General features: G+C 70.5%; 19 protein-coding genes. 11 read left to right on the top strand and 8 right to left on the bottom strand.

What is annotated here, in order from left to right:
- Window positions 1-10: 10 nt before the first annotated feature.
- Window positions 11-1,222 (top strand): multidrug effflux MFS transporter, encoded by a 1,212-nt coding sequence (locus AC1RN5_RS11000; RefSeq protein WP_493041189.1) that lies wholly within the window; start codon window positions 11-13, stop codon window positions 1,220-1,222.
- On the opposite strand, the gene AC1RN5_RS10995 is transcribed toward AC1RN5_RS11000, so the two are convergent.
- From AC1RN5_RS10995 to AC1RN5_RS10980, 4 genes are read right to left on the bottom strand one after another with little or no spacing between them, the layout of a single operon-like run.
- The gene (locus AC1RN5_RS10995) at window positions 1,209-1,556 is read right to left on the bottom strand and encodes a DUF423 domain-containing protein (protein ID WP_493041188.1); all 348 of its coding nucleotides are present in this window, start codon (window positions 1,554-1,556) and stop codon (window positions 1,209-1,211) included. The two genes, AC1RN5_RS11000 and AC1RN5_RS10995, sit on opposite strands and share 14 nt — an antisense overlap.
- 4 nt (window positions 1,557-1,560) lie before the next feature.
- The gene (locus AC1RN5_RS10990) at window positions 1,561-2,784 is read right to left on the bottom strand and encodes an amidase (protein ID WP_493041187.1); all 1,224 of its coding nucleotides are present in this window, start codon (window positions 2,782-2,784) and stop codon (window positions 1,561-1,563) included.
- Complete coding sequence (locus AC1RN5_RS10985) at window positions 2,772-2,990, bottom strand: hypothetical protein (RefSeq protein WP_493041186.1); 219 nt, start codon at window positions 2,988-2,990, stop codon at window positions 2,772-2,774. The genes AC1RN5_RS10990 and AC1RN5_RS10985 overlap by 13 nt, the downstream gene beginning before the upstream one ends.
- A 4-nt stretch (window positions 2,991-2,994) precedes the next feature.
- Window positions 2,995-4,275, bottom strand: coding sequence for an aminotransferase class III-fold pyridoxal phosphate-dependent enzyme (locus AC1RN5_RS10980; RefSeq protein WP_493041185.1), 1,281 nt, complete (start codon window positions 4,273-4,275; stop codon window positions 2,995-2,997).
- Between the two features lie 80 nt (window positions 4,276-4,355).
- Here AC1RN5_RS10980 and AC1RN5_RS10975 point away from each other — a divergent pair, with 80 nt between their 5' ends.
- Window positions 4,356-5,357, top strand: a complete 1,002-nt coding sequence (locus AC1RN5_RS10975) for a DUF1176 domain-containing protein (protein WP_493041184.1) — start codon at window positions 4,356-4,358, stop codon at window positions 5,355-5,357.
- 4 nt (window positions 5,358-5,361) lie between these two features.
- Here AC1RN5_RS10975 and AC1RN5_RS10970 read toward each other — a convergent pair whose 3' ends face one another.
- Window positions 5,362-5,985, bottom strand: a complete 624-nt coding sequence (locus AC1RN5_RS10970; RefSeq protein WP_421930995.1) for an exopolysaccharide biosynthesis protein — start codon at window positions 5,983-5,985, stop codon at window positions 5,362-5,364.
- 117 nt (window positions 5,986-6,102) lie between these two features.
- Here AC1RN5_RS10970 and AC1RN5_RS10965 point away from each other — a divergent pair, with 117 nt between their 5' ends.
- Window positions 6,103-7,263, top strand: a complete 1,161-nt coding sequence (locus AC1RN5_RS10965; RefSeq protein WP_493041183.1) for an MFS transporter — start codon at window positions 6,103-6,105, stop codon at window positions 7,261-7,263.
- Here the strand turns inward: AC1RN5_RS10965 and AC1RN5_RS10960 are convergent.
- Window positions 7,229-7,861, bottom strand: coding sequence for a pyroglutamyl-peptidase I (locus AC1RN5_RS10960; protein WP_493041182.1), 633 nt, complete (start codon window positions 7,859-7,861; stop codon window positions 7,229-7,231). The two genes, AC1RN5_RS10965 and AC1RN5_RS10960, sit on opposite strands and share 35 nt — an antisense overlap.
- A 117-nt stretch (window positions 7,862-7,978) precedes the next feature.
- On the opposite strand from AC1RN5_RS10960, the gene AC1RN5_RS10955 reads away from it, so the two are divergent.
- The 4 genes from AC1RN5_RS10955 (at window position 7,979) to AC1RN5_RS10940 (ending at window position 11,305) form a co-directional block, all read left to right on the top strand.
- A complete protein-coding gene (locus AC1RN5_RS10955) occupies window positions 7,979-8,995 on the top strand; it encodes a zinc-dependent alcohol dehydrogenase family protein (RefSeq protein ID WP_493041181.1) in 1,017 nt (338 codons plus the stop codon).
- 10 nt (window positions 8,996-9,005) lie between these two features.
- Window positions 9,006-9,530, top strand: a complete 525-nt coding sequence (locus tag AC1RN5_RS10950) for a VOC family protein (protein WP_421930999.1) — start codon at window positions 9,006-9,008, stop codon at window positions 9,528-9,530.
- Window positions 9,530-10,174 (top strand): carboxymuconolactone decarboxylase family protein, encoded by a 645-nt coding sequence (locus AC1RN5_RS10945; protein ID WP_493041180.1) that lies wholly within the window; start codon window positions 9,530-9,532, stop codon window positions 10,172-10,174. Before AC1RN5_RS10950 ends, AC1RN5_RS10945 begins: the two co-directional genes overlap by 1 nt.
- Window positions 10,175-10,303: 129 nt before the next feature.
- Window positions 10,304-11,305 (top strand): PhoH family protein, encoded by a 1,002-nt coding sequence (locus tag AC1RN5_RS10940; protein WP_493041179.1) that lies wholly within the window; start codon window positions 10,304-10,306, stop codon window positions 11,303-11,305.
- Window positions 11,306-11,312: 7 nt separating this feature from the next.
- On the opposite strand, the gene cysN is transcribed toward AC1RN5_RS10940, so the two are convergent.
- The gene (gene cysN / locus AC1RN5_RS10935; protein WP_493041178.1) at window positions 11,313-13,244 is read right to left on the bottom strand and encodes a sulfate adenylyltransferase subunit CysN; all 1,932 of its coding nucleotides are present in this window, start codon (window positions 13,242-13,244) and stop codon (window positions 11,313-11,315) included.
- Window positions 13,244-14,182, bottom strand: a complete 939-nt coding sequence (cysD, locus tag AC1RN5_RS10930) for a sulfate adenylyltransferase subunit CysD (protein ID WP_493041177.1) — start codon at window positions 14,180-14,182, stop codon at window positions 13,244-13,246. Before cysD ends, cysN begins: the two co-directional genes overlap by 1 nt.
- A gap of 202 nt (window positions 14,183-14,384) precedes the next feature.
- On the opposite strand from cysD, the gene AC1RN5_RS10925 reads away from it, so the two are divergent.
- The 4 genes from AC1RN5_RS10925 to AC1RN5_RS10910 all read left to right on the top strand — a co-directional run bounded on the left by AC1RN5_RS10925 (window position 14,385) and on the right by AC1RN5_RS10910 (window position 19,656).
- Complete coding sequence (locus tag AC1RN5_RS10925; protein ID WP_493041176.1) at window positions 14,385-15,896, top strand: AlkA N-terminal domain-containing protein; 1,512 nt, start codon at window positions 14,385-14,387, stop codon at window positions 15,894-15,896.
- Complete coding sequence (locus AC1RN5_RS10920) at window positions 15,877-16,416, top strand: methylated-DNA--[protein]-cysteine S-methyltransferase (RefSeq protein ID WP_493041175.1); 540 nt, start codon at window positions 15,877-15,879, stop codon at window positions 16,414-16,416. The genes AC1RN5_RS10925 and AC1RN5_RS10920 overlap by 20 nt, the downstream gene beginning before the upstream one ends.
- Window positions 16,417-16,611: 195 nt before the next feature.
- Window positions 16,612-16,839, top strand: coding sequence for a hypothetical protein (locus AC1RN5_RS10915; protein WP_493041174.1), 228 nt, complete (start codon window positions 16,612-16,614; stop codon window positions 16,837-16,839).
- A 177-nt stretch (window positions 16,840-17,016) separates the two neighbouring features.
- The gene (locus AC1RN5_RS10910) at window positions 17,017-19,656 is read left to right on the top strand and encodes a coiled-coil domain-containing protein (protein WP_493041173.1); all 2,640 of its coding nucleotides are present in this window, start codon (window positions 17,017-17,019) and stop codon (window positions 19,654-19,656) included.
- The last annotated feature ends 51 nt before the right edge of the window (window positions 19,657-19,707 follow it).

Raw genomic sequence — 19,707 nt, 5'->3', positions numbered from 1 at the left:
AGAAGGGGCCATGAGCGATCCCACAGCCCGGCGCGCGCCAGAGAAGACCCCCTGGGGGCTGGTGATCCTCTTGGGGTCGCTGACCGGCTTCGCGCCGATGTCGATCGACATGTACCTCTCAAGTCTGCCGGCGATCGGCCTCGATCTGCACGCCACCCCCGCCCAGACCCAGGGGACGCTGGCGGCCTTCTTCGCCGGCATGGCGGTGGGGCAGTTCATCTATGGCCCGGCCTCCGACCGGTTCGGCCGCCGCCCGCCGATCGTGGCGGGGGTTGCGATCTATGTCCTGGCCTCCATCGCCTGCGCCCTGGCCTTCACGCCCGAGATGCTGATCGGGGCGCGGTTCGTCCAGGCCCTGGGCGGCTGCGCCGGCGGGGTGGTGGCCCGGGCGGTGATCCGCGACCGCTTCAATCACACCGAGACGGCGCGGATGCTGTCCCTGATGACCCTGATCATGGGTCTGGCGCCGATCCTGGCGCCCATGCTGGGGGCGGCCCTGCTGGTGCTCGGCGGCTGGCGGCTGAACTTCTGGTTCCTGGTGCTGTTCGGCCTGACGGTGGGTGGCTTCGCCCTGTGGCGGATGACCGAGTCGCGCTCGGCCGAGACCCTGGCCCAGGCGCGCTCTGAGAGCCCCTTCGGCGCCTATCTCGCCCTGATCCGCCAGCCGCGCCTGGTGGGATACGCCCTGGCCGGCGCCCTGAACGGGGCGACCCTGTTCACCTATATCTCCAGCGCCCCGGACCTGCTGATGGGGACCTATGGCGCCTCGCCCACCGTGTTTCCGATCCTGTTCGGGGTGAACGCCGCGGCGATCATCGGGTCGAGCCAGATCAACCGCTACCTGCTGCGGCGCTGGACACCGGACGAGGTGCTGGCCACCGCCAGTCTCGCCTCGGTGGCGGCGGCGGCCCTACTTTCGCTGGCCGCGGTGAGCGGCCTCGGCGGCGGCTGGACGGTCATGCCGCTGCTGTTCCTGCTCCTGGGGACCTATGGCTTCATGCAAGGCAACACCATGGCCGGCGCCCTGAACGTCGACACCCGCCGCGCGGGCTCGGTCTCGGCCCTGATGGGCGGCGCATCCTTCGGGGTCGGGGCCCTCGCCTCGGGGCTCACCGGCATCCTGCACGACGGCACGCCCCGGCCCATGGCGCTGACCATGCTCGTGGCCCTGATCGGTTCGGCCCTCGCCCTGCGCCTGCTGGCCCTGCCTAGGCGGACCTAGGTCGGCTCCAGGCCAGGGCCGCCCACCCGGCCATGAAGGCCAGACCTCCGAGGGGCGTGATCGCCCCGAACCAGCGCGGCGCGCCCAGGCCCATGGCCCACAGCGAGCCTGAGAACAGCGCCAGGCCCGCCAGGAACAGCGGCGGCGCCAGGGCCGCGCCCCGGCCGGATCGCTGGCCGGCGGCGAACAGCGCCAGCATATGGACAAAGCCGTAGACGGCGCCGGTCTTCAGCCACTCCTGGGCCTTGGGATCGGTGATCCCATGGGCGGCGAAGGCGCCGAAGCCCACGCAGAGGAAGCCGCCGATGGCGGCCAGACGAAACCAGGCGCTCATGAATCTATCCCCAGAGCCGCGGACGGCGGCCCTTCCAGGGGACTTCCTTCTCAAGTTGCGCGGCCAGGCGGAAGAGGGTGGCTTCGTCGGCGTAGCGGGAACTGAACATCATGCCGATGGGCAGGCCGCTCTCCGACATTTCCAGGGGCAGGGAGATCGAGGGCTGGCCGGAGAAGTTCATCGGCGGCGTGAAGGGGAAGGCCGCGCCCTGGCGGCGGTTCACCTCCTTGGGCTCCAGATTGACCGGGTCGATGAAGCCGATCTCCGGCACCGGCGTCCCCATCACCGGACAGAGATAGACGTCGATGTCCTCGAAGGCCGCCAGGGTCCTGCGATTGAGCATCCGCAGCTCCTGCAGGGCGCGGAAGGCGTCGGCGCCGGTCACCTTGCGGCCGCCCTTCAGGGACGCCCAGGTCAGGGGCTCCAGTTCGTGGGGTTCGGGTTCGCGGCCGATCTCGTCGATCAGCCGGGCCATGCCGGCGGCGAAGTTGGCGCCGCTTACCGGTCCGCGGGCGGCGTAGAGGGCGCGGTAGTCGATGCCGAGCCCGCGCGGGAAGACGTCGTGGCCCAGGGCCTTGAGCTGCTCGGCGGTGCGTTCGAGGGCCGCCTGAATCTCCGGATCGATGGGCCGGCCCGAGGCGGTCTCCGAGGACCAGGCGATCCGCAGCCGGCCCGGGTGGGTCTCCACCTCCTCCATATAGGGCCGGGTTTTGGGCGGGGCGGGGTAGGGGGCGCCGGGCTCGGGCCGGCCGGTGGCGTCCAGCATGGCCGCGGAGTCGCTCACGGTGCGGGTCACCACATGGTCAACCACGAAGCCGGCCGCATAGTCGAAGCCGTCGGGCAGGTTCGGATTGCGGTCGCGGGTGACCTTGAGGCCCACCAGGCCGCAGCAGGCCGCGGGGATGCGGATCGACCCCAGCCCGTCGCTGGCGTGGGCCATGGGCACCATGCCGGCCGCCACCGCCGAGGCCGACCCCCCGGAGGAGCCGCCGGAGATGTGGTGGGGGTTCCAGGGATTGCGGCAGGGGCCCAGTAGGGCCGACTCCGTCGTCCCGGTGATGCCGTATTCCGGGGTGTTGGTCTTGCCGAGCGGGATGACGCCGGTCTCGCGATAGCGGCGCGTCAGGCCGCCGTCCTCTGCGTCGACGATGTCGGCGGCGAAGCGGCTGCCCGAGGTCCGGGGCCATCCCGCCACCGGCATGGCCAGGTCCTTGATCAGGAAGGGCACGCCCTTGAAAGGGCCGTCGGGCAGGGGACCCTTGGCCCGCGCGCGGCCTCGTCATAGGCGGTGTGGACCACCGCGTTGAGCGCGCCGTTGTGGCGATCGATCCGCTCGATGGCGGCGTCCACCAGCTCCAGGGGGCTCACCTCGCCCTTGGCCACCAGGGCGGCCAGGCCCAGACCGTCGAACTCGGAATACTCGGGAAACGACATGGTCCTACCTTTGGCCTGCGGGCATGAGGAAGCTCATCTTGGCGACGGGTTCGAGGCTGGGGGCCTGGCGCTTCAGCACCGCGAAGGCCCCCTCGGCGGCGTCGAGGGCCGCGTCGATGTCGGCCTCCGTCATCGCCGCGCACATGAACATGTTGTGCCAGGGGTGGACGTAGACCCCGCGGTTCAGCATCTCGCTGGACCAGCAGAAGCCCTTCCTGAGGTCCGGATCGTCGTCGAACAGGAAGAGCGGCATCTGCACGGGGCCTGAGACCCGGAAGCCGAAGCCCGCCGCCTGGGCGCGCTCGCGCAGGCCATCGGCTAGCCGGTCGCCCAGGGTCTGGAGGCGTTCCAGATAGTCGGTGTCGCGCACCAGGCGCAGGGTCTCCAGGGCCGCGGCCATGGGGGCGGCCTGGAACCAGAACGAACCGGTGACATAGATCTGGGTCGCGGCCTTCTTGGCCCTTTCGGCGCCCAGCATCATCGAGATCGGATGACCGTTGGCCAGGCACTTGCCCCAGGTGGACAGGTCCGGCGCCACCCCGATCCGCGACCAGGAAAGGTCCCTCGACAACCGCAGGCCGGCCCGCACCTCATCGACGATCAGCAGGGCTCCAGTGCGATCGCAGATCTCACGGGCCAGCCGCGCATAGGCCAGGTCCGGCTCGGCCTGGTCGATGAAGGCGTCGTGCTTGAAGGGGGCGGCGAAGATCGCGGCCAGGTCGTCGCCGGCCTGGGCGGCGGCGGCCTCCAGGCTGGCCACGTCGTTGTAGTCGCAGAAGATCTGGTGGGCCTGGTCGCTGGGCACCGTGCCCGCCGGGCGGTTCACGCACCAGGTCGCCGCCCCGTGATAGGCGCCCTTGGCCCGGATGATGGTCTTGCGCCGGGTGTGCTGGCGGGCGGTGGAGAGCGCCATGGAGGTGGCGTCCGTGCCGTTCTTGCAGAAGATCGCCCAGTCGGCGTGGCTCACCAGGGCGACCATCTCCTCGGCCAGGCGGACCATCAGCTCCGTGGGGCCGGTCAGGGTGTCGCCCAGGCCGAGCTGACGGACATAGGCCGCGTCGATCTCGGGATTGGCGTAGCCGAACAGGTTGGGGCCGTAGGCGCACATGAAGTCGAGATAGCGATTGCCGTCGACGTCCCAGAGGTGGGCGCCCTCGCCGCGGGCGAAGAACTGCGGATAGTCGTCCGGCAGCAGGCCCACGGCCTGGTGGCCATACATGCCGCCGGGGATCACCGCGGCGGCGCGTTCGCGCAACGCGCGGTCTCGGCTGTTGGGTCGGCTCATCGGTGTCCCTCAGTTCGCCAATTGCCATGGCTTGGTCAGACCTTACGCTCCGCGGGGGACTCGGCAACCGGGAGCGGGCGATGAAGGCGATGATCGGGGCCCTGCTGGGCGCATTGGTGGCGACCACAGCCCAGGCGGCGAGCAAGAGCTTCCAGGACTGGACGGTGGTCTGCGACAACACCCGCAACTGCGCCGCCATCGGTTTCTCGGCGGAGGACTCGGAGGAACAGCCCTTCCTGCGGCTTGACCGGCCGGCCGCCGCGGCGGCGCCGCCCAGGATCAAGCTGGTCATGCTAGGCGAGAACGGGCCGGGCACGGCTTGGGCCGTCCGGGTGGATGGCAAGCCCGTCCCCGGTCTCACCCCCCGGGCCAAGGGCAACGCCGAGGTCGTGCTGACGGCGCCGCAGGCGCGCGCCCTGCTGGCGGCCGTTCGCAACGGGTCGCGCCTGAGCCTGGCGCCGGGGCGAGGCGAGGTGCTGCTGAGCGGCAGCGTGGCCGCCCTGCGCTGGATGGACGAGCAGCAACGGCGGGTCGGCACCGTCACCGCCCTGGTGGCGGCCGGGCCGAAGCCGGCCTCCGCCGTGCCGCCGCCGCCTGCGCCGCCCCTGGTCCGGCCGGCCCGCGCGGTGTCGCAGGACGGGCTGCCCGACACGCTGCTGCCCGGCATGCGGGCCCTGCTCGGGGAGGATTGCGACCAGGGCCTGCCCTCGGAGGACTACGCCCCCATCATCGCCCGCCTCTCACCTGGCGTCGTCCTGTACGGAGAGCTCTGCTACCGGGGCGCCTACAATGAGATTTACGGTTTCCTGCTGGCCGACGAGAAGGGCGGCCATGTGCGCCGCGCGGCGATCCCCAACCTGGACGGTTCGACCACCCACCTGCTGATGAACGTCGACTTCGATCCCGAGAGCCAGACCCTGAGCAACTTCGAGAAGGGACGGGGCATCGCCGACTGCGGCGGGATGAATTCCTGGGTCTGGGACGGCCGGGCCTTCCGCGTCTCCGAGCAGATCGAAATGTCCGAGTGCCGGGGCCTGCCGGGGGAGGAATGGCCGGTGCTGTTCCGCTCGCGCCAGAAATAGGCGGTCAGAACATCCCCAGCAGGGTGGCGAAGAAGGCCACGACGGCGGCGATGATCGCCTTGGACAGCACCCCCAGCACGATGATGCTCACCGCGGCCATCACCCAGCCGATGATCGCCGCATAGCCGTCCCGCTCGGCGGCGCCGATGGCGAAGGCGGCGATGGCGAAGGAGGGCAACATGTTGCCGAAGGGGATCGGCAGGAAGACCACGATCGACAGCGAGAAGCAGATGGCCCCCATCAGCCGGTCGCCGAAGCGGTTGTACATGAAGGTGAGCCGGGGCTTCAGCCGCCGCTCGATCTTCTCCAGGTGCGGCGTGAGCTTGGCGCAGAGACTGCGGAAGTCGCTCATGCTCATGGTTCGCGCCAGCAGGGCCTTGGGCAGCCAAAGGGTCCGGCGGCCGAGCATCCACTGGGCGGTGATGAAGGCCAGCGGCGCCCCGAGGATGGCCGAAATCCCGGGAGGCATGGGCAGGACCAGGGGGGCGGCGAAGACGAAGATCAGGGCCCCGAAGGCGCGGTCGCCGAAGGTCTCCAGGATGTCGGCCACCGACACCTTGCGCGACTTCCCCTGGCCGATCAGCTCGAGCAGTTCGGAGACGCTGGCGGCGCGGAGTTTCTCGGTCATCGTCCCCTGCGGCTACACGCTTGCGCGTCGGTGCGGAAGGGCTGACGCGATCACTTCGCGCTACCGATTGCGCAATCGGGAAAAGCCGGCCCGACTCGCGCTAGGCGTGGCTGGGCCATGTCCCAGACGGTGCGCCTTGGTCTGTTCTACGGAGCCATCTTCATCGGGGGCGGCGCGGCCTCGCCCTACATTCCGGTCTGGTTCGACCACCGCGGCCTGAGCGGGGCCCAGATCGGCCTGATCCTGTCGGCGCCGCTGCTGGCGCGGACCTTCACCGCGCCCCTGCTGGCAATGTGGGCCGACAGCTTCTCCCTGCGCCGGACCCCCCTGATCCTGATGGGGGTGGCGATGGCGATCGGCTACGGCCTGCTGGCCGCGCCCTTCGGTTTCGCCTGGTGGTTCGGGCTCTGGTTCATCGCCTCGACCATGTACGCGACCGTGGGGCCCCTGACCGACGTCGTGGTCCTGGCCAGGTCCCAGAGGGACGGTTTCAACTATGGCTGGCCGCGGGGCATGGGGTCGGTGGCCTTCATCATCGCCAATGTGGGCATGGGCCTGATCCTGGCCCGCGGCTCGCCCGAGCTCGTGCTGGTCTGGATCACCCTGGCCGCCCTCGCCGTGGCCATCGGCGCGCGATACCTGCTGCCCCCCGATCCGGTCCGCGCCGGGGGCGGGGTCGCGGCCCTGTCGGAGCGCATGGCGGGGCTCGGGGAGCTGTTCCGCGACAAGGACTTCATGCTGGTGGTGATTTCCGCGGGCCTGATCCAGTCGGCGCACGCCTTCTACTATTCCTTCTCCACCCTGGCCTGGCGCAACCAGGGGATTCCAGAGCAGTTGACCGGCGTGCTCTGGGGCGTCGGGGTCGGGGTCGAGGTGGCCTTCCTGTGGTTCATGGAGCCTTGGCGGCGTCGGTTCGGGGCGCGCAACCTGCTGGTCCTGGGCGGTGTGGCCGCGGTCGTCCGCTGGGGCGCCCTGGCGATGTCGCCGCCGCTCTGGCTCGTCTTCCCCATCCAGGCCCTGCACACCCTGACCTATGCGGCGACCTTCATGGGATCCCTGCAACTGGTGGACCGCCTGTCGCGGCCCGCCAACGCCTCGGCGGCTCAGACCATCAATTCGGCCCTGTCGGGCGGGGTGTTGAGCGGGGTGGCCACCATCGTCTCCGGCGCGCTTTTCGACAGCTTCGGGGCCAAGGGCTATTTCGTCATGGCGGCCATGTCGCTGGCGGGCCTGGCCGGGGCGCTCAGGCTCTACGGCGTTCGGCGGCTGGACGACTGAGGGCGTCGGCCATGGCCCGGACACTGGCGCGCACCGCCTGGTCGATCTCGGCCAAGGAGGTGGTGGCCTGGTCGGAGAACTCGCGGGCCTGGGGCACGTGCAGGAAGCCCACCGACGGCGCCGCGGCCTCCGCCAGCAGCCGGTAGAGGGTGAAGTTGCAGAGATAGTCGCCGGCGTCGTCGGACAGCCGCGCGGCGAGGTTGGCGCCGATCAGGGCGCCCAGCATGTCCTCGGTCGGGGCGGTCGAGGCCAGGGCGCCCGGCCCGTCGGACCGGATGACCGAGCCCTCCCAGGTCGCGCCAGCATGGTCGGGCTTGGCGCGGGCGGCGCGGTTGCGGGCCAGGGTCTCCACCCGGAAGGCGTCCGCCTCGGTGGCGACCCCCACCACCAGCACCGCATCAGCCGGCCGCGCCCCCAGGGCCGCCTGGACCGCCTCCACCGATCCGGTCCAGGCCACCGGCAGGCACAGGCAGTCCAGTCCGACGCCCTGCGGCGACCAGGCCTCCTGCGCCAGGGCCTCGACCACGGCGGCGGCGGGGTTGCGAGGGGCGGCTGGAAAGGATCCGAAGCCGCAGACCAGCAGGCGGGGATGAGTCATGAACACGACACTGGCCCGGCGATGTGGCGACGGGATGGCGGGTGACGCCACGACAGTCTTGCAGCCCGGCCGGATGGGGCGACTATGGCGTCAAAACACGGACGGGAGGAACCGCCGATGCGCGCGCTGGAAGTGACCGCACCCTGGGGCGCCGATCAGATCGCGGTGGTGGAGCGCGACGACCCGACCCCCGGCCACGGCCAGGTCCTGGTGCGCATGAGGGCGGTGTCGCTGAACTATCGCGACCTGCTGATGATCAACGGCATGTACAGCCGCGGCTCCGGCCAGGCGGGGACCATCACCCCGTTCTCCGACGGCTGCGGCGTGGTGGAGGCCGTGGGGCCGGGCGTGACCCGGGTGGCGGTGGGCGACCGTATCGCCACCCTGTTCTTCCAGAACTGGCAATCGGGCCGCCCCACCCTGGAGAAGCTGTCCTCGTCCCTGGGCTTCCCGATCCCCGGCGCCGGCGCGGAACTGCAGCTGTTCAGCCAGGAAGGCGTCTCCAAGGTCCCGGCCTATCTGACGGACCAGCAGGTGGCCACCTTGCCCTGCGCGGCGCTGACCGCCTGGCGTGGCCTGTTCGAGGACGCCCGCCTGGAGCCGGGCGACACCGTGGTCCTGCAGGGCACCGGCGGGGTCTCGATCTTCGGCCTGCAGTTCGCCCACGCGGCGGGCTACCGCACCTTCATCACCTCGTCCTCCGACGAGAAGCTGGCCCGGGCCAAGGCGCTGGGCGCCGACCACCTGCACAACTACAGGACCGATCCCGAGTGGGCCAAGGCCGTGCGCGCGGCCACCGGCGGGGTGGGGGCCGACTTCGTCATGGAGGTCGGCGGCGCGGGCACCATCCACCAGAGCCTGAGGGCTATCCGCATCAACGGCCACATCGCCATCATCGGGGTGGTGGCCGGGGCCGGCGAGGGGGTCAATCCCGGCGCCCTGATCAGCAATTCGGCGCGCCTCCAGGGCCTGTCGGTGGGCTCGCGGGAGATGTTCGAGGCCATGTGCCGGGCCCTGGAGCTGCATCGCATCTCGCCGGTCGTGGACAAGGTGTTCCCCTTCACGGACGCCGGGGCGGCCTTCGCCGCCATGGCCGGCGGCGAGCATTTCGGAAAGATCGTTCTCACCTTCTGAGGAGGCGTCCATGCGTACCAAAGGCATCAATCACCTGGCGCTCGTCTGCCGCGACATGGGGGAGACCGTCAGGTTCTACCGCGACGTGCTGGGCATGCCGCTGACCAAGACCATCGCCCTGCCGGACGGCGGCCAGCACTTCTTCTTCGACTGTGGGGGCGGGGCCAGCGTGGCCTTCTTCTGGTGGCCGGAGACGCCGGCCGCGGCGCCGGGGATCGCCTCGGTGGCCAAGTTCCCGCAGAGCCCGAAGTCGGCGGTGGGCTCCATGAACCACGTGGCCTTCGATATGGACTCCGACGACCTGCAGGACAGCATCAAGCGGTTGCAGGCGGCCGGCGTCGAGGTCCTGCCCATGGTGGTGAACCATGACGACAGCCCCGCCGGCGTGGCCGCCGAGCTGCATCCGGGGGTCTTCGTCCGCTCGGTCTATTTCACCGATCCCAACGGGATCATGCTGGAGTTCGCGGCCTGGACGAAGGGTTTCGGTCCCGAGGACGTGGCCCACGAGCCGGCGGGCGCGGCGGTGGAAGTCTGATGCCCCGCCTGAAGCAGATCTCCCGCGCCGAGGCCACCTCCGAGGTGGTCACCAAGACCTACGACCTGTTGTTCGGCGACCGCGACCCGGTGGCCGCGCCGGGGACTGCGACGGGCACGGCCGGCGACTGGTGGACGGTGTTCGCCAACAGCCCCGACATCCTGAGGCACGCCAACCAGGGCTTCGCCCTCTACCGCACGCCCGACCGCAAGCTGAACCCGGTGCTGCGGGAACTGGCCCAGACCCGGGCCGGCTGGGCCCGCGGCAGCCAGTTCGTCTTCTCTCAGCACTGCAAGTCGCTGCGCGGCCTGAAGGTGTCGGAGGACCGGATCGCCGCGGTGCCACACTGGCAGGTGGCCGACTGCTACACGCCGGAGGAACGCGCGGTCCTGGCCTATGCCGACTGCCTGGTGCTGCAGGGCGGACGCACGCCCGAGCCGGTGTTCGCGGCCCTGAGGACCTTCCTGGACGACGAGCAGATCCTGGAGCTGACCTACATCACCTGTCTTTACGACATGCATGCGGTGATGAGCCGGGCCCTGCGCCTGGAGTTCGACGACCGGGACGATCCAATCGTGGAGGTTGCGCCGCCGAAGGACTTCAGCGCGCGGGACTTCCTCGATACGGGGCGCCGCTCTGATTGAGGTTTGCACGTTATAGATGGTATTCGCAGGTCTTTGGGTGGGAGTTCGTCGTGGTGATTTAAGTCTATCTTGAGTCTTCGAGGCTAGGTTGCTGACGCTGATCCGTTGTAGCGGCGCCCGGAGATTGACTTGGAGTTGCATCACGACCCCACCCAGGCGGCCGCATCCAAGGTCGTCAGCCTGGCGCCACAGCTTATCGAGCGCCTGGTGGTCGGGCAGGGGACACCGATCCGGCGCATCGAGCAGGCCCTGCGGCCCTATCATGTGCAGGTCTCGCCGCGTCCGGACGCCCTGGCCCTGGCCGGCGACGAGATCGCCGTGACCCTGGCGGCGGCCATCCTCGAGAAGATCGCCGAGCTGCTGCGCACCGAGGGCGGCCACGAGGGTCTGGTGGAGGCGGCGATCGACGCCGCCATCGGCCACGCCCTGAAGTTCGACCTGGCCTACCGGCTCAAGGGGATCAGCCAGGCTGTCCGGCCGATGTCGCTGAGCCAGGTGGGGTTCATGAACACCCTGCTGTTCTCCGAGCGGTCCCTGATCTTCGGGGTCGGCCCCACCGGCACCGGCAAGACCCACCTGGCCATAGCCGCCGGCCTGAGCCTGCTGGCGGAGGGGCGGATCAAGCACCTGGTGATGACCCGGCCCCGGGTGATGCTGGAGGGCGAGACCATGACGGCGGCCCTGCGGGCCGAGACCGCCTATGACGAACAGCTCACCCCCATCGAGGACGAGCTGCGCCAGCTGATCGGCCACGACGAGATCCACCAGCTCACCGAGCGCGGGATGATCGAGGTGATGCCGCTCGGGCGGATGCGTGGGCGCACCTTCAACGACAGCATGCTGTTGGTGGACGAGGCCCAGAACATGACGGTGGGCAAGATGCGCATGGCCGCCACACGCATCGGCCGCAACGGGCGGCTGGTGGTGACCGGCGATCCCGCCCAGGTGGACCTGGCGGGCGGCGACGAGGTGTCGGGCATGAGCCACCTGCTGAAGCTGGTGGCGGGGACCGACCTGGCCGCGGTGCACCGCTTCGAGACCTACCAGATCATCCGCAACCCGGTGGTGGCCCGGCTGGAGGCCCTCTATTCGCAGGCCGGCGGCGCCGCGGAGATGCGGGCCGCCGCCTGAGGTCGAGCTAGATCGAGTAGTCCAGCTCGCCCTCGAGCCAGGCGGTGATCTGCTCGGCGGCCTCGGTGGGCGAGGTCTTGGTGGTGTCGATGCGGATCTCGGGGGCCTCGGGCTCCTCATAGGGGCTGTCGATGCCGGTGAAGTTCTTCAGTTCCCCGGCGCGGGCCTTCTTGTAGAGGCCCTTGACGTCGCGGGCTTCGGCGACGGCCAGCGGGGTGTCGATAAAGACCTCCACGAAGTCGCCCTTGGCCTGCAGGTCGCGGGCCAGGCGGCGCTCGGCCCGGAAGGGCGAGATGAAGCTCACCAGCACGATGAGGCCGGCGTCCACCATCAGCTTGGCCACCTCGGCGACGCGGCGGATGTTCTCCACCCGGTCCTCGTCGGTGAAGCCCAGGTCCTTGTTGAGGCCGTGGCGGACGTTGTCGCCGTCCAGCAGGTAGGTGTGGCGGCCGTTGGCGTGCAGCTTCTTCTCCACCAGGTTGGCGATGGTGGACTTGCCCGAGCCCGACAGGCCGGTGAGCCAGACCACCCGGCCGCGCTGGCCCTTCAGCGCCGCGCGGGCGGCCTTGTCGACGTCGAGCGCCTGCCAGTGGACGTTCTGACTGCGGCGCAGGGCGAAGTGGATCATGCCGGCGGCGACCGTGCGGTTGGAGATCCGGTCGATGAGGATGAAGCCGCCGAGGTCGCGGTTGTCCTTGTAGGGGTCGAAGGCGATGGCGGCGTCGAGGCTGAGATTGCAGACCCCGATCTCGTTGAGCTCCAGCCGCTTGGCGGCCAGGTGCTCCATGGTGTTGACGTTGACCTTGTACTTGGGCTCGGTGATCGAGGCGCCGACGGTGCGGGTCCCGATCTTCAGCAGATAGGGGCGGCCCGGCAGCATGGCCTCGTCGTCCATCCAGACGATCGTGGCCTCGAACTGGTCGGCCACCGGCGGCGGGCTGGCGGCGACGGAGATGACGTCGCCGCGGCTGATGTCGATCTCGGTCGCCAGGGTCAGGGTCACCGACTGACCGGCCACGGCCTGATCGAGGTCGCCATTGAAGGTGACGATTCGCTCGACGGTGCTCTCACGGCCCGAGGGCAGGGCCTTGATCCTGTCGCCGGGCTTGATGACGCCCGTGGAGATCAGGCCCGAGAAGCCCCGGAAGTCGAGATTGGGACGGTTGACCCACTGGACCGGCATGCGGAAGGGCCGGCTCTGCAGGTCGTCCTCCACCGGCAGGCTTTCCAGCAGCGCCATCAGCGGCGGGCCGTCGTACCAGGGGGCGGCCTCGGAGTGCTCGGTGATGTTGTCGCCCTTGAGCGCCGACATCGGGATGGCGGTGAAGTCGGTGACGCCGATCTGGGCGGCGAAGTCGCGGTACTCGGCCAGGATGGTGTCGTAGGTGTCCTTGGACCAGTCGACGAGGTCCATCTTGTTGATGGCCAGGATCACGTGGCGGATGCCGAGCAGGCTGACGAGGTAGGAGTGGCGGCGTGTCTGGGTCAGCACCCCGCGCCGCGCGTCGATCAGGATCACCGCCGCGTCGGCGGTCGAGGCGCCGGTGACCATGTTGCGGGTGTACTGCTCGTGGCCGGGGGTGTCGGCGACGATGAACTTGCGCTTGTCGGTGGAGAAGAAGCGGTAGGCGACATCGATGGTGATGCCCTGTTCCCGCTCGGCGGCCAGGCCGTCCACCAGCAGGGCGAAGTCGATGTCGCCCCCCTGGGTGCCGACCCGCTTGGAGTCGGCCTCCAGGGCCGCCATCTGGTCGTCCAGGATCATCTTGGAGTCGTAGAGCAGCCGGCCGATCAGGGTCGACTTGCCGTCGTCCACCGAGCCGCAGGTGATGAATCGCAGCAGGCTCTTGTGCTCGTGGGCGTGCAGATAGGCGTCGATGTCCTCGGCGATCAGGGACGACTGGTGGGCCCCGGCCTGGGAACTGGCTTGGGCGGTCATCAGAAGTACCCTTCCTGCTTCTTCTTCTCCATGGAGGCGGCCTGGTCGTGGTCGATGGCCCGGCCCTGGCGCTCCGAGGTGGTGGTGAGCAGCATCTCCTGGATGATCTGCGGCAGGGTCGAGGCCGTGCTCTCCACCGCGCCGGTCAGGGGGTAGCAGCCGAGGGTGCGGAACCGCACCGACTTCATCATCGGAACTTCGCCGGGCTTGAGCGGCATGCGGTCGTCGTCGACCATGATCAGCATGCCGTCCCGCTCCACCACCGGGCGCTCGGCCGAGAAGTAGAGCGGCACGATGGGGATGTTCTCCAGGTGGATGTATTGCCAGATGTCCAGCTCGGTCCAGTTGGAGATCGGGAAGGCGCGGAAGTTCTCTCCGGTCGCCTTACGCGTATTGTAGAGATGCCAGAGCTCGGGGCGCTGGTTCTTGGGGTCCCAGCGGTGCTGGGCCGAGCGGAAGGACAGCACGCGCTCCTTGGCGCGGCTCTTCTCCTCGTCGCGGCGGCCGCCGCCGAAGGCCGCGTCGAAGCCGTACTTGTCCAGCGCCTGCTTCAGCCCTTCGGTCTTCCACATGTCGGTGTGCAGGGAGCCGTGGTCGAAGGGATTGATTCCCCGCTCCATCGCCTCGGGGTTCTTGTAGACCAGCAGGTCGGCGCCCAGCTCGGCGGCCATCCGCGCGCGCATCTCGTACATGGCCTGGAACTTCCAGGTGGTGTCGACGTGCAGCAGCGGGAAGGGCAGCTTGCTCGGGAAGAAGGCCTTCTGGGCCAGGCGCAGCATCACCGCGCTATCCTTGCCCACCGAATAGAGCATGACCGGGTTCTCGCACTCGGCCACCACCTCCCGGAAGATGTGGATGCTCTCGGCCTCCAGGCGCTGGAGGTGGGTGAGCGTGGCCGGCGAAATCTCCGGCTTGGATGCGAGAGCGGGGACCGCCATCAGGAAACCTTGCAGTTCAACATCGGCCATACCTTGGCCAGGCGGCTGACTTACGAGAGGCCCGCCCGGGTTACGACAGAGAATTCCTGACAGCGTGTCGAGGAAAGGGCCACCGTCTTTGGTGTCCGAAAGCCGCCATCCATGTGGTGGCGATGTCCGAAAACCGCGAGACTTCGTCCCTTGAGCAGCAGACTATCAGCTCATGGATATGAACGACGACGCCTGCTACCGCGCCTTCTCGATGCGAGACGCCCGTTTCGACGGCCGCATCTTCGGCGCTGTGAAGACCACCGGCATCTACTGCCGTCCGGTCTGTCCCGCCCGCACGCCCAAGCGCGAGAATATCAGCTTCTACCCCTCGGCCGCCGCGGCCCAGGAGGCCGGCTTCCGGCCCTGCCTGCGCTGCCGGCCGGAGACCTCGCCGGACCTGGGCTCCTGGAAGGGCACCTCCAACACCGTCTCCCGGGCGCTGTCCCTGATCGAGCAGGGGGCGCTGGACGAGGGCGACGTCGACGGCCTGGCCGAGCGCCTCGGGGTCGGCGAGCGCCAGCTCCGGCGGCTGTTCCGCCAGCACCTGGGCGCGTCGCCGGTGGCGGTCGCCCAGACCCGGCGGGTGCTGCTGGCCAAGCAGCTGATCCACCAGACCCACCTGCCCATGGCCGAGGTGGCCATGGCCTCGGGGTTCGGCAGCGTCCGGCGCTTCAACGAGACCTTCCAGCAACTGTTCGACCGGCCGCCGGGCGCCCTGCGGCGCTCCGGCGGGGCCGACGTCGCCGCCAGCGACGGGGCGGGAACCACGATCCGGCTGCCCTATCGCGCCCCCTATGATTGGGACGCCATGCTGGCCTTCTGGACCCTGCGCGCCATTCCCGGCGTCGAGACCGTGACCGGCCGCCGCTACGCCCGCCTGCTGCAGGTCGGCGAGGCCCACGGCCTGGTGATCGTGGCGCAGGGGGAGGGGGACTGGCTGGACGTCACCCTGCGCTTCCCCAAGGTCCAGGCCTGGCCGGCGGTGATCGCCAAGCTGCGCCGCGTCTTCGACCTGGCCGCCGATCCCGCCCTGATCGGCGGGCATCTCTCCGAGGATCCGGAGCTGGCGGCCCTGGTGGCCAAGCGGCCGGGCCTGAGGGCGCCCGGCGCCTGGGACGGCTTCGAGCTGGCGGTCCGCGCGGTGCTCGGCCAGCAGATCACCGTGGTCGCCGCCCGCAACCTGGCGGGCAAGATCACCGCGGCCTATGGCTCGGCCGTGCAGGACGAGGCGGCCAACGCACTGGGCCTCACCCACCTGTTCCCGACCCCGCAGCAGTTGGCGAGGGCCGATGTCGAGACCCTCGGCATGCCCCGCGCCAGGGGACGGGCCCTGGTCTCCCTGGCCGAGGTGGCCGCCGCCGACCCGGACCTGTTCGGGATGAAGCGCAGCCTGGAGGAGGCGGTCGCCCAGCTCCGCGCCCTGCCGGGGATCGGGGAGTGGACGGCGCAGTACATCGCCATGCGGGCCCTGCGGGAGCCCGACGCCTTCCCCCATGCCGACCTCGGTTTGCTGCGGGCCCTGGAGGACGAGAACGGCCATCGCCCGACGCCGGCCGAGCTGCTGGCGCGGGCCGAGCGGTGGCGGCCCTGGCGGGCCTACGCCGCCTCCCACCTGTGGGCGTCCGACGCGGCGCTCGATCCCAAGATCACCAAGGACAAGACCCATGACCAAGTCGCTGCCTGAAACCCTGATCCTCGACCGCGTCGCCACCCCGGTGGGGGAGGCCCTGCTGGTGGTGGACCAAGCCGGCGTGCTGCGCGCCTTCGACTTCGCCGACTACGAGCCGCGCATGCGCACCCTGATGGCGCGCCACTATCCCGGCATGGCGCTGACGCCGGGGCGGGCGCCGGACGCGCTGCGGGCGGCCGTGGGCCGCTATTTCGGCGGCGACCTCGACGCCCTGGCCGGGATCGCCTGGGCCACCAACGGCACGGACTTCCAGCGCAAGGTCTGGGACGCGCTCTGCACGATCCCGGCGGGGGAGACCCTCAGCTACAAGGGGCTGGCCGAGCGGATCGGCAAGCCCAGCGCCATGCGCGCCGTGGGCCTGGCCAACGGCTCCAATCCGGTGGCCGTGGTGGTCCCCTGCCACCGGGTGATCGGCGCCAATGGCAGCCTCACCGGCTATGGCGGCGGCCTGCCGCGCAAGCGCTGGCTGCTGGCCCACGAGGGCGCGGCCTTCAAGGACGCCGTGGCGGCCTGATCGGATGACGGACTTATTGTCTCGAGAGGGGAGGGGTGCGGCACATCCGTTGCCCCAATCCTCGCCTTCGCGGGTCGATTGGCCCGTCGCCTGGTTACATGACGAAAATTTCACGTTACATGACGTCGCCGTAAGGCCGCGCTTGTCATATAACCGCGGTTCACGGAATCGCTGCGGACTCGGGGAGGTGTTCCAATGCAGACATTGACCGAGATCGTCGCGGCCGTGGTGGTGCACTCCTCCGCCTTCGCCTATTCGCATTTCGGCGTCGCGCTGGAAGCCCCGCGCCCGGTCGAGCACCCCAGCCACACCGAGCGCACCGTGGCCCGCACCGCGGTTCCCAAGCCCGCCGCCAAGATCGTCGATCGCGCGCAGAAGACCGCCGACTGCCCGACCCAGAAGGCCCAGGTCTTCAAAACCTGACGTCCCATTGCGGGACTCCGCGACATTCGGTCTCCGCCGGGCATGATTCCGTCCAATGATGCTTTCCGCCGGGTCGGTTCGCCGGTAATCGTTTCAGTTGGGGCGCGAATTCGGGTCGGCGCGCGTGTTGGCGCCTATCCCGGTCGCAGGGTTGAAGGCGCTTGAGACAGGCCGCGAATGAAGATCAAGAAGCGGCATCCGCCGGTGGATTTCCAAAGCCTGACCGACGAGGACGCCACGTCGCGCCTTAGCGCCGCCGCGCCGGAGGCCCAGCCCGATCTCGACCTCGCCGCCGCCGAGCCTCCCGCCAGCCCGCAGCTCGCCGAGCCCCTGGCCGAGCCCCAGGCCGCCGCGCCGCTGTCGCCCATCCCGCCCGCCGCCGACCTGACCCCGGCCCCGGTCCAGACCCCCGCGCCGCGGCCGCAGCCGCCGGCGCCCGCCAAGGCCGCCAAGACCTCGGAGCTGCCCTCGGCCTGGCCGATCTATCTCGCCGCCCTGGTGGTCTCGGTGCTCTGGGCCCTGGCGCCCATCGCCTTCGCTTTCGGCTATCGTCGGGCGGTGTCGCCCTTCGATTTCGACCCCTTCGCGATCACCGTCCTGGCCGCCATGGCGATCGGCCCGGCGGCCTTCGTCTGGATCGCCGCCTACATGATCCGCCAGGGGCAGATGCTCGGAGCCGAGGCCCGTCGGGCCAAGCAGCTCGCCGACGAGATGGTCACCCCGGCCATGGCCGCCGGCGCCCAGGCCAGCGACGTGGTCCAGGCGGTGCGCGAGGAGATCGTGCGGGCCGGGAACGCCGCCGACGAGGCCCGCGAGACCCTGCTGGCCCTGCGCCAGGCCCTGGCCTCGGAGAGCGAGCGCCTCATCGAGGCCGCCAGCACCAGCGCCCGCAGCGCCGCCGAACTCACCGGCGTGCTCGGCCGCGAACGCACCGAGATGGCGGGCCTGACCCACACCCTGGACGCCCAGGCCTCCGCCGTCGCCGACGCCATCACCCAGCAGGCCCGCATGGTGGCCGAGGCCTCCGACCTGGCCGAGACCCAGCTTCGCGAGGCCGAGGCCGCGCTGGCCGCCCGGGCCGCCGACCTGGCCGCCGCGGCCGGGGAGGCCAGCGACGCCGCCCGCACCGCCGGCGAGGACCTCACCCGCCACATCGCCCGCCTGGAGACGGCCGGCATCGGCGTCACCGACCAGATCCGCGGCGTCGAGCAGGGCCTGACCGAGCAGCGGGCCGGCCTGGTGACCGTGGCCCACGCCCTGCGCGCCGACCAGGAGGCCTTCGGCGCCCAGTCGGAGACCCACGCCGCCCAACTGTCCGAGTTCATCACCCAGGCCCGGCTCTCCACCGCCGAGATGGGTGACCGCGCCGTCAAGGGCGGTGAGGCCCTGCGCGAGCTGATCGCCGAGGCCGCCGAGCAGTTCCGCGAACTGGCGGAGTCGGCCAAGGCCGAGCGCGACGAGTTCGGCCAGTCGACCCTGCATTCCATGGAGGCGGTCTCCCAGGCCGCCGCCGAGGAGCGCCGCAAGCTGGAGGAGCAGACCCGCGCGGCGATCCAGGGCCTGGCCCAGGCCGCCGAGGAGACCCGCAAGGCCGCCGAGGCCCACGCGGTCACCGCCCGCGAGCAGGTGGACCAACTGTCCGAGGCCGCCTTCAGCGCCGGCCAGAAGGCCAACCAGGTGTTCGAGCAGCGGCTGGCCGAGGCCCGCGACCTGATCGAACGCTCCGCCCAGATGGTGGAGCAGGCCGGCGCCGCCACCGCCCGCAAGCTGGAGGAGGGCGCGGTCGCCGCCCGCGCCACCCTGGACGAGCTGGCCGGCATGATGGCCGACATCGAGGCCCGCGCCACCCGCCTGCCGGCCGCGGCCCGCGGTCAGGCCGAGGAGGTGCGCCAGGCCGTGGCCGACAGCATCGACGACCTGATGGATCACGCCCGCCGGACCTCCGACGAGACCCAGGCCATCGACGCGGCCTTCCAGGAGCGTGTCCGCCGCAACTACGAGATGCTCAGCGAGGCGGTGCGCCTGATGGGCACCGTGGCCGGCGGCGCCGCCAGCCTGGAGCCGCCGCAGCCGGCCCAGATGCGCGAGCGGATCGTCGCTCCGCCGCCGCGGCCCCGCAGCCGGCGCGAGCCGGAGCCAGAGCCGGAACCCGAATATCAGGATCTGGAGGAAGAGGACGACGAGGCGCTGGAGCTGACCCAGCCGGTGGAGCCGCCGCCGCCGCCCGCGCCCGTCCGCCGTCCGCGCGTCGCCGTCCAGGAGCCCCTGGAGCCGGAGCCCACGCGCCGCCGCCTGCGCCTGACGCCGACGGCCACCGACGAGGAATTCTCCAACGTCTTCGAGCAGGCCGCCGGTCGCGCGCCGCCGCGGGAGCCCGCCGCCGCCGAAGCGGCGGACGAATGGACCTGGAAGGACCTGCTGTCCTCCATCGACGAGGGTGGCCCGGCCCAGGCCGGCAAGCCCGGCCTGGAGGCGGTGCTGGCCGCCGAGGTGGCGGCGATGGGCATCGATCCCGCCGCCCTGCTGCCCCGCGGCCGCATCGACGAGATCGCCGCGGCCATCCAGACCGAGGACGTCGACGGCGCCCGCGAGGTGGTGCGCAAGCTGGCGCCGGCCGCCACCCGTCGCCTGTCGCGGCGGCTGTTCACCGACCAGACCCTGCGCCGCCAGGTGGTGACCTATCTCAACGGCTTCCAGGACCTGCTGGATGACGCAGCCGCCCGCGATCCGCAGGGCTTCGAGGTCGGCCAGCTGCTGGCCAGCGAGTCGGGCCGCACCTATCTGCTGTTCGACGCCGCGGCGGGGGACCTGGTCTAAGATCCTCCCCCAGGCGCGCAGCGCCGATGTGGGGGAGGTGGCCCGGACCGC

It is taken from the genome of Phenylobacterium sp. GW821-FHT12F10 (assembly GCF_058806695.1).
Note: the sequence above shows the minus strand (reverse complement) of the source record. Positions and strands in the feature narration are given on the sequence as shown.

Bases quoted from the DNA above. Each gene is read 5' to 3' on its own strand.
- AC1RN5_RS11000 (WP_493041189.1), top strand. From the start codon at position 11: ATGAGCGATCCCACAGCCCGGCGCGCGCCAGAGAAGACCCCCTGGGGG.
- AC1RN5_RS10995 (WP_493041188.1), bottom strand. From the start codon at position 1,556: ATGAGCGCCTGGTTTCGTCTGGCCGCCATCGGCGGCTTCCTCTGCGTG.
- AC1RN5_RS10985 (WP_493041186.1), bottom strand. From the start codon at position 2,990: ATGTCGTTTCCCGAGTATTCCGAGTTCGACGGTCTGGGCCTGGCCGCC.
- AC1RN5_RS10980 (WP_493041185.1), bottom strand. From the start codon at position 4,275: ATGAGCCGACCCAACAGCCGAGACCGCGCGTTGCGCGAACGCGCCGCC.
- AC1RN5_RS10975 (WP_493041184.1), top strand. From the start codon at position 4,356: ATGAAGGCGATGATCGGGGCCCTGCTGGGCGCATTGGTGGCGACCACA.
- AC1RN5_RS10970 (WP_421930995.1), bottom strand. From the start codon at position 5,985: ATGACCGAGAAACTCCGCGCCGCCAGCGTCTCCGAACTGCTCGAGCTG.
- AC1RN5_RS10965 (WP_493041183.1), top strand. From the start codon at position 6,103: ATGTCCCAGACGGTGCGCCTTGGTCTGTTCTACGGAGCCATCTTCATC.
- AC1RN5_RS10960 (WP_493041182.1), bottom strand. From the start codon at position 7,861: ATGACTCATCCCCGCCTGCTGGTCTGCGGCTTCGGATCCTTTCCAGCC.
- AC1RN5_RS10955 (WP_493041181.1), top strand. From the start codon at position 7,979: ATGCGCGCGCTGGAAGTGACCGCACCCTGGGGCGCCGATCAGATCGCG.
- AC1RN5_RS10950 (WP_421930999.1), top strand. From the start codon at position 9,006: ATGCGTACCAAAGGCATCAATCACCTGGCGCTCGTCTGCCGCGACATG.
- AC1RN5_RS10945 (WP_493041180.1), top strand. From the start codon at position 9,530: ATGCCCCGCCTGAAGCAGATCTCCCGCGCCGAGGCCACCTCCGAGGTG.
- cysN (WP_493041178.1), bottom strand. From the start codon at position 13,244: ATGACCGCCCAAGCCAGTTCCCAGGCCGGGGCCCACCAGTCGTCCCTG.
- cysD (WP_493041177.1), bottom strand. From the start codon at position 14,182: ATGGCGGTCCCCGCTCTCGCATCCAAGCCGGAGATTTCGCCGGCCACG.
- AC1RN5_RS10925 (WP_493041176.1), top strand. From the start codon at position 14,385: ATGGATATGAACGACGACGCCTGCTACCGCGCCTTCTCGATGCGAGAC.
- AC1RN5_RS10920 (WP_493041175.1), top strand. From the start codon at position 15,877: ATGACCAAGTCGCTGCCTGAAACCCTGATCCTCGACCGCGTCGCCACC.
- AC1RN5_RS10915 (WP_493041174.1), top strand. From the start codon at position 16,612: ATGCAGACATTGACCGAGATCGTCGCGGCCGTGGTGGTGCACTCCTCC.
- AC1RN5_RS10910 (WP_493041173.1), top strand. From the start codon at position 17,017: ATGAAGATCAAGAAGCGGCATCCGCCGGTGGATTTCCAAAGCCTGACC.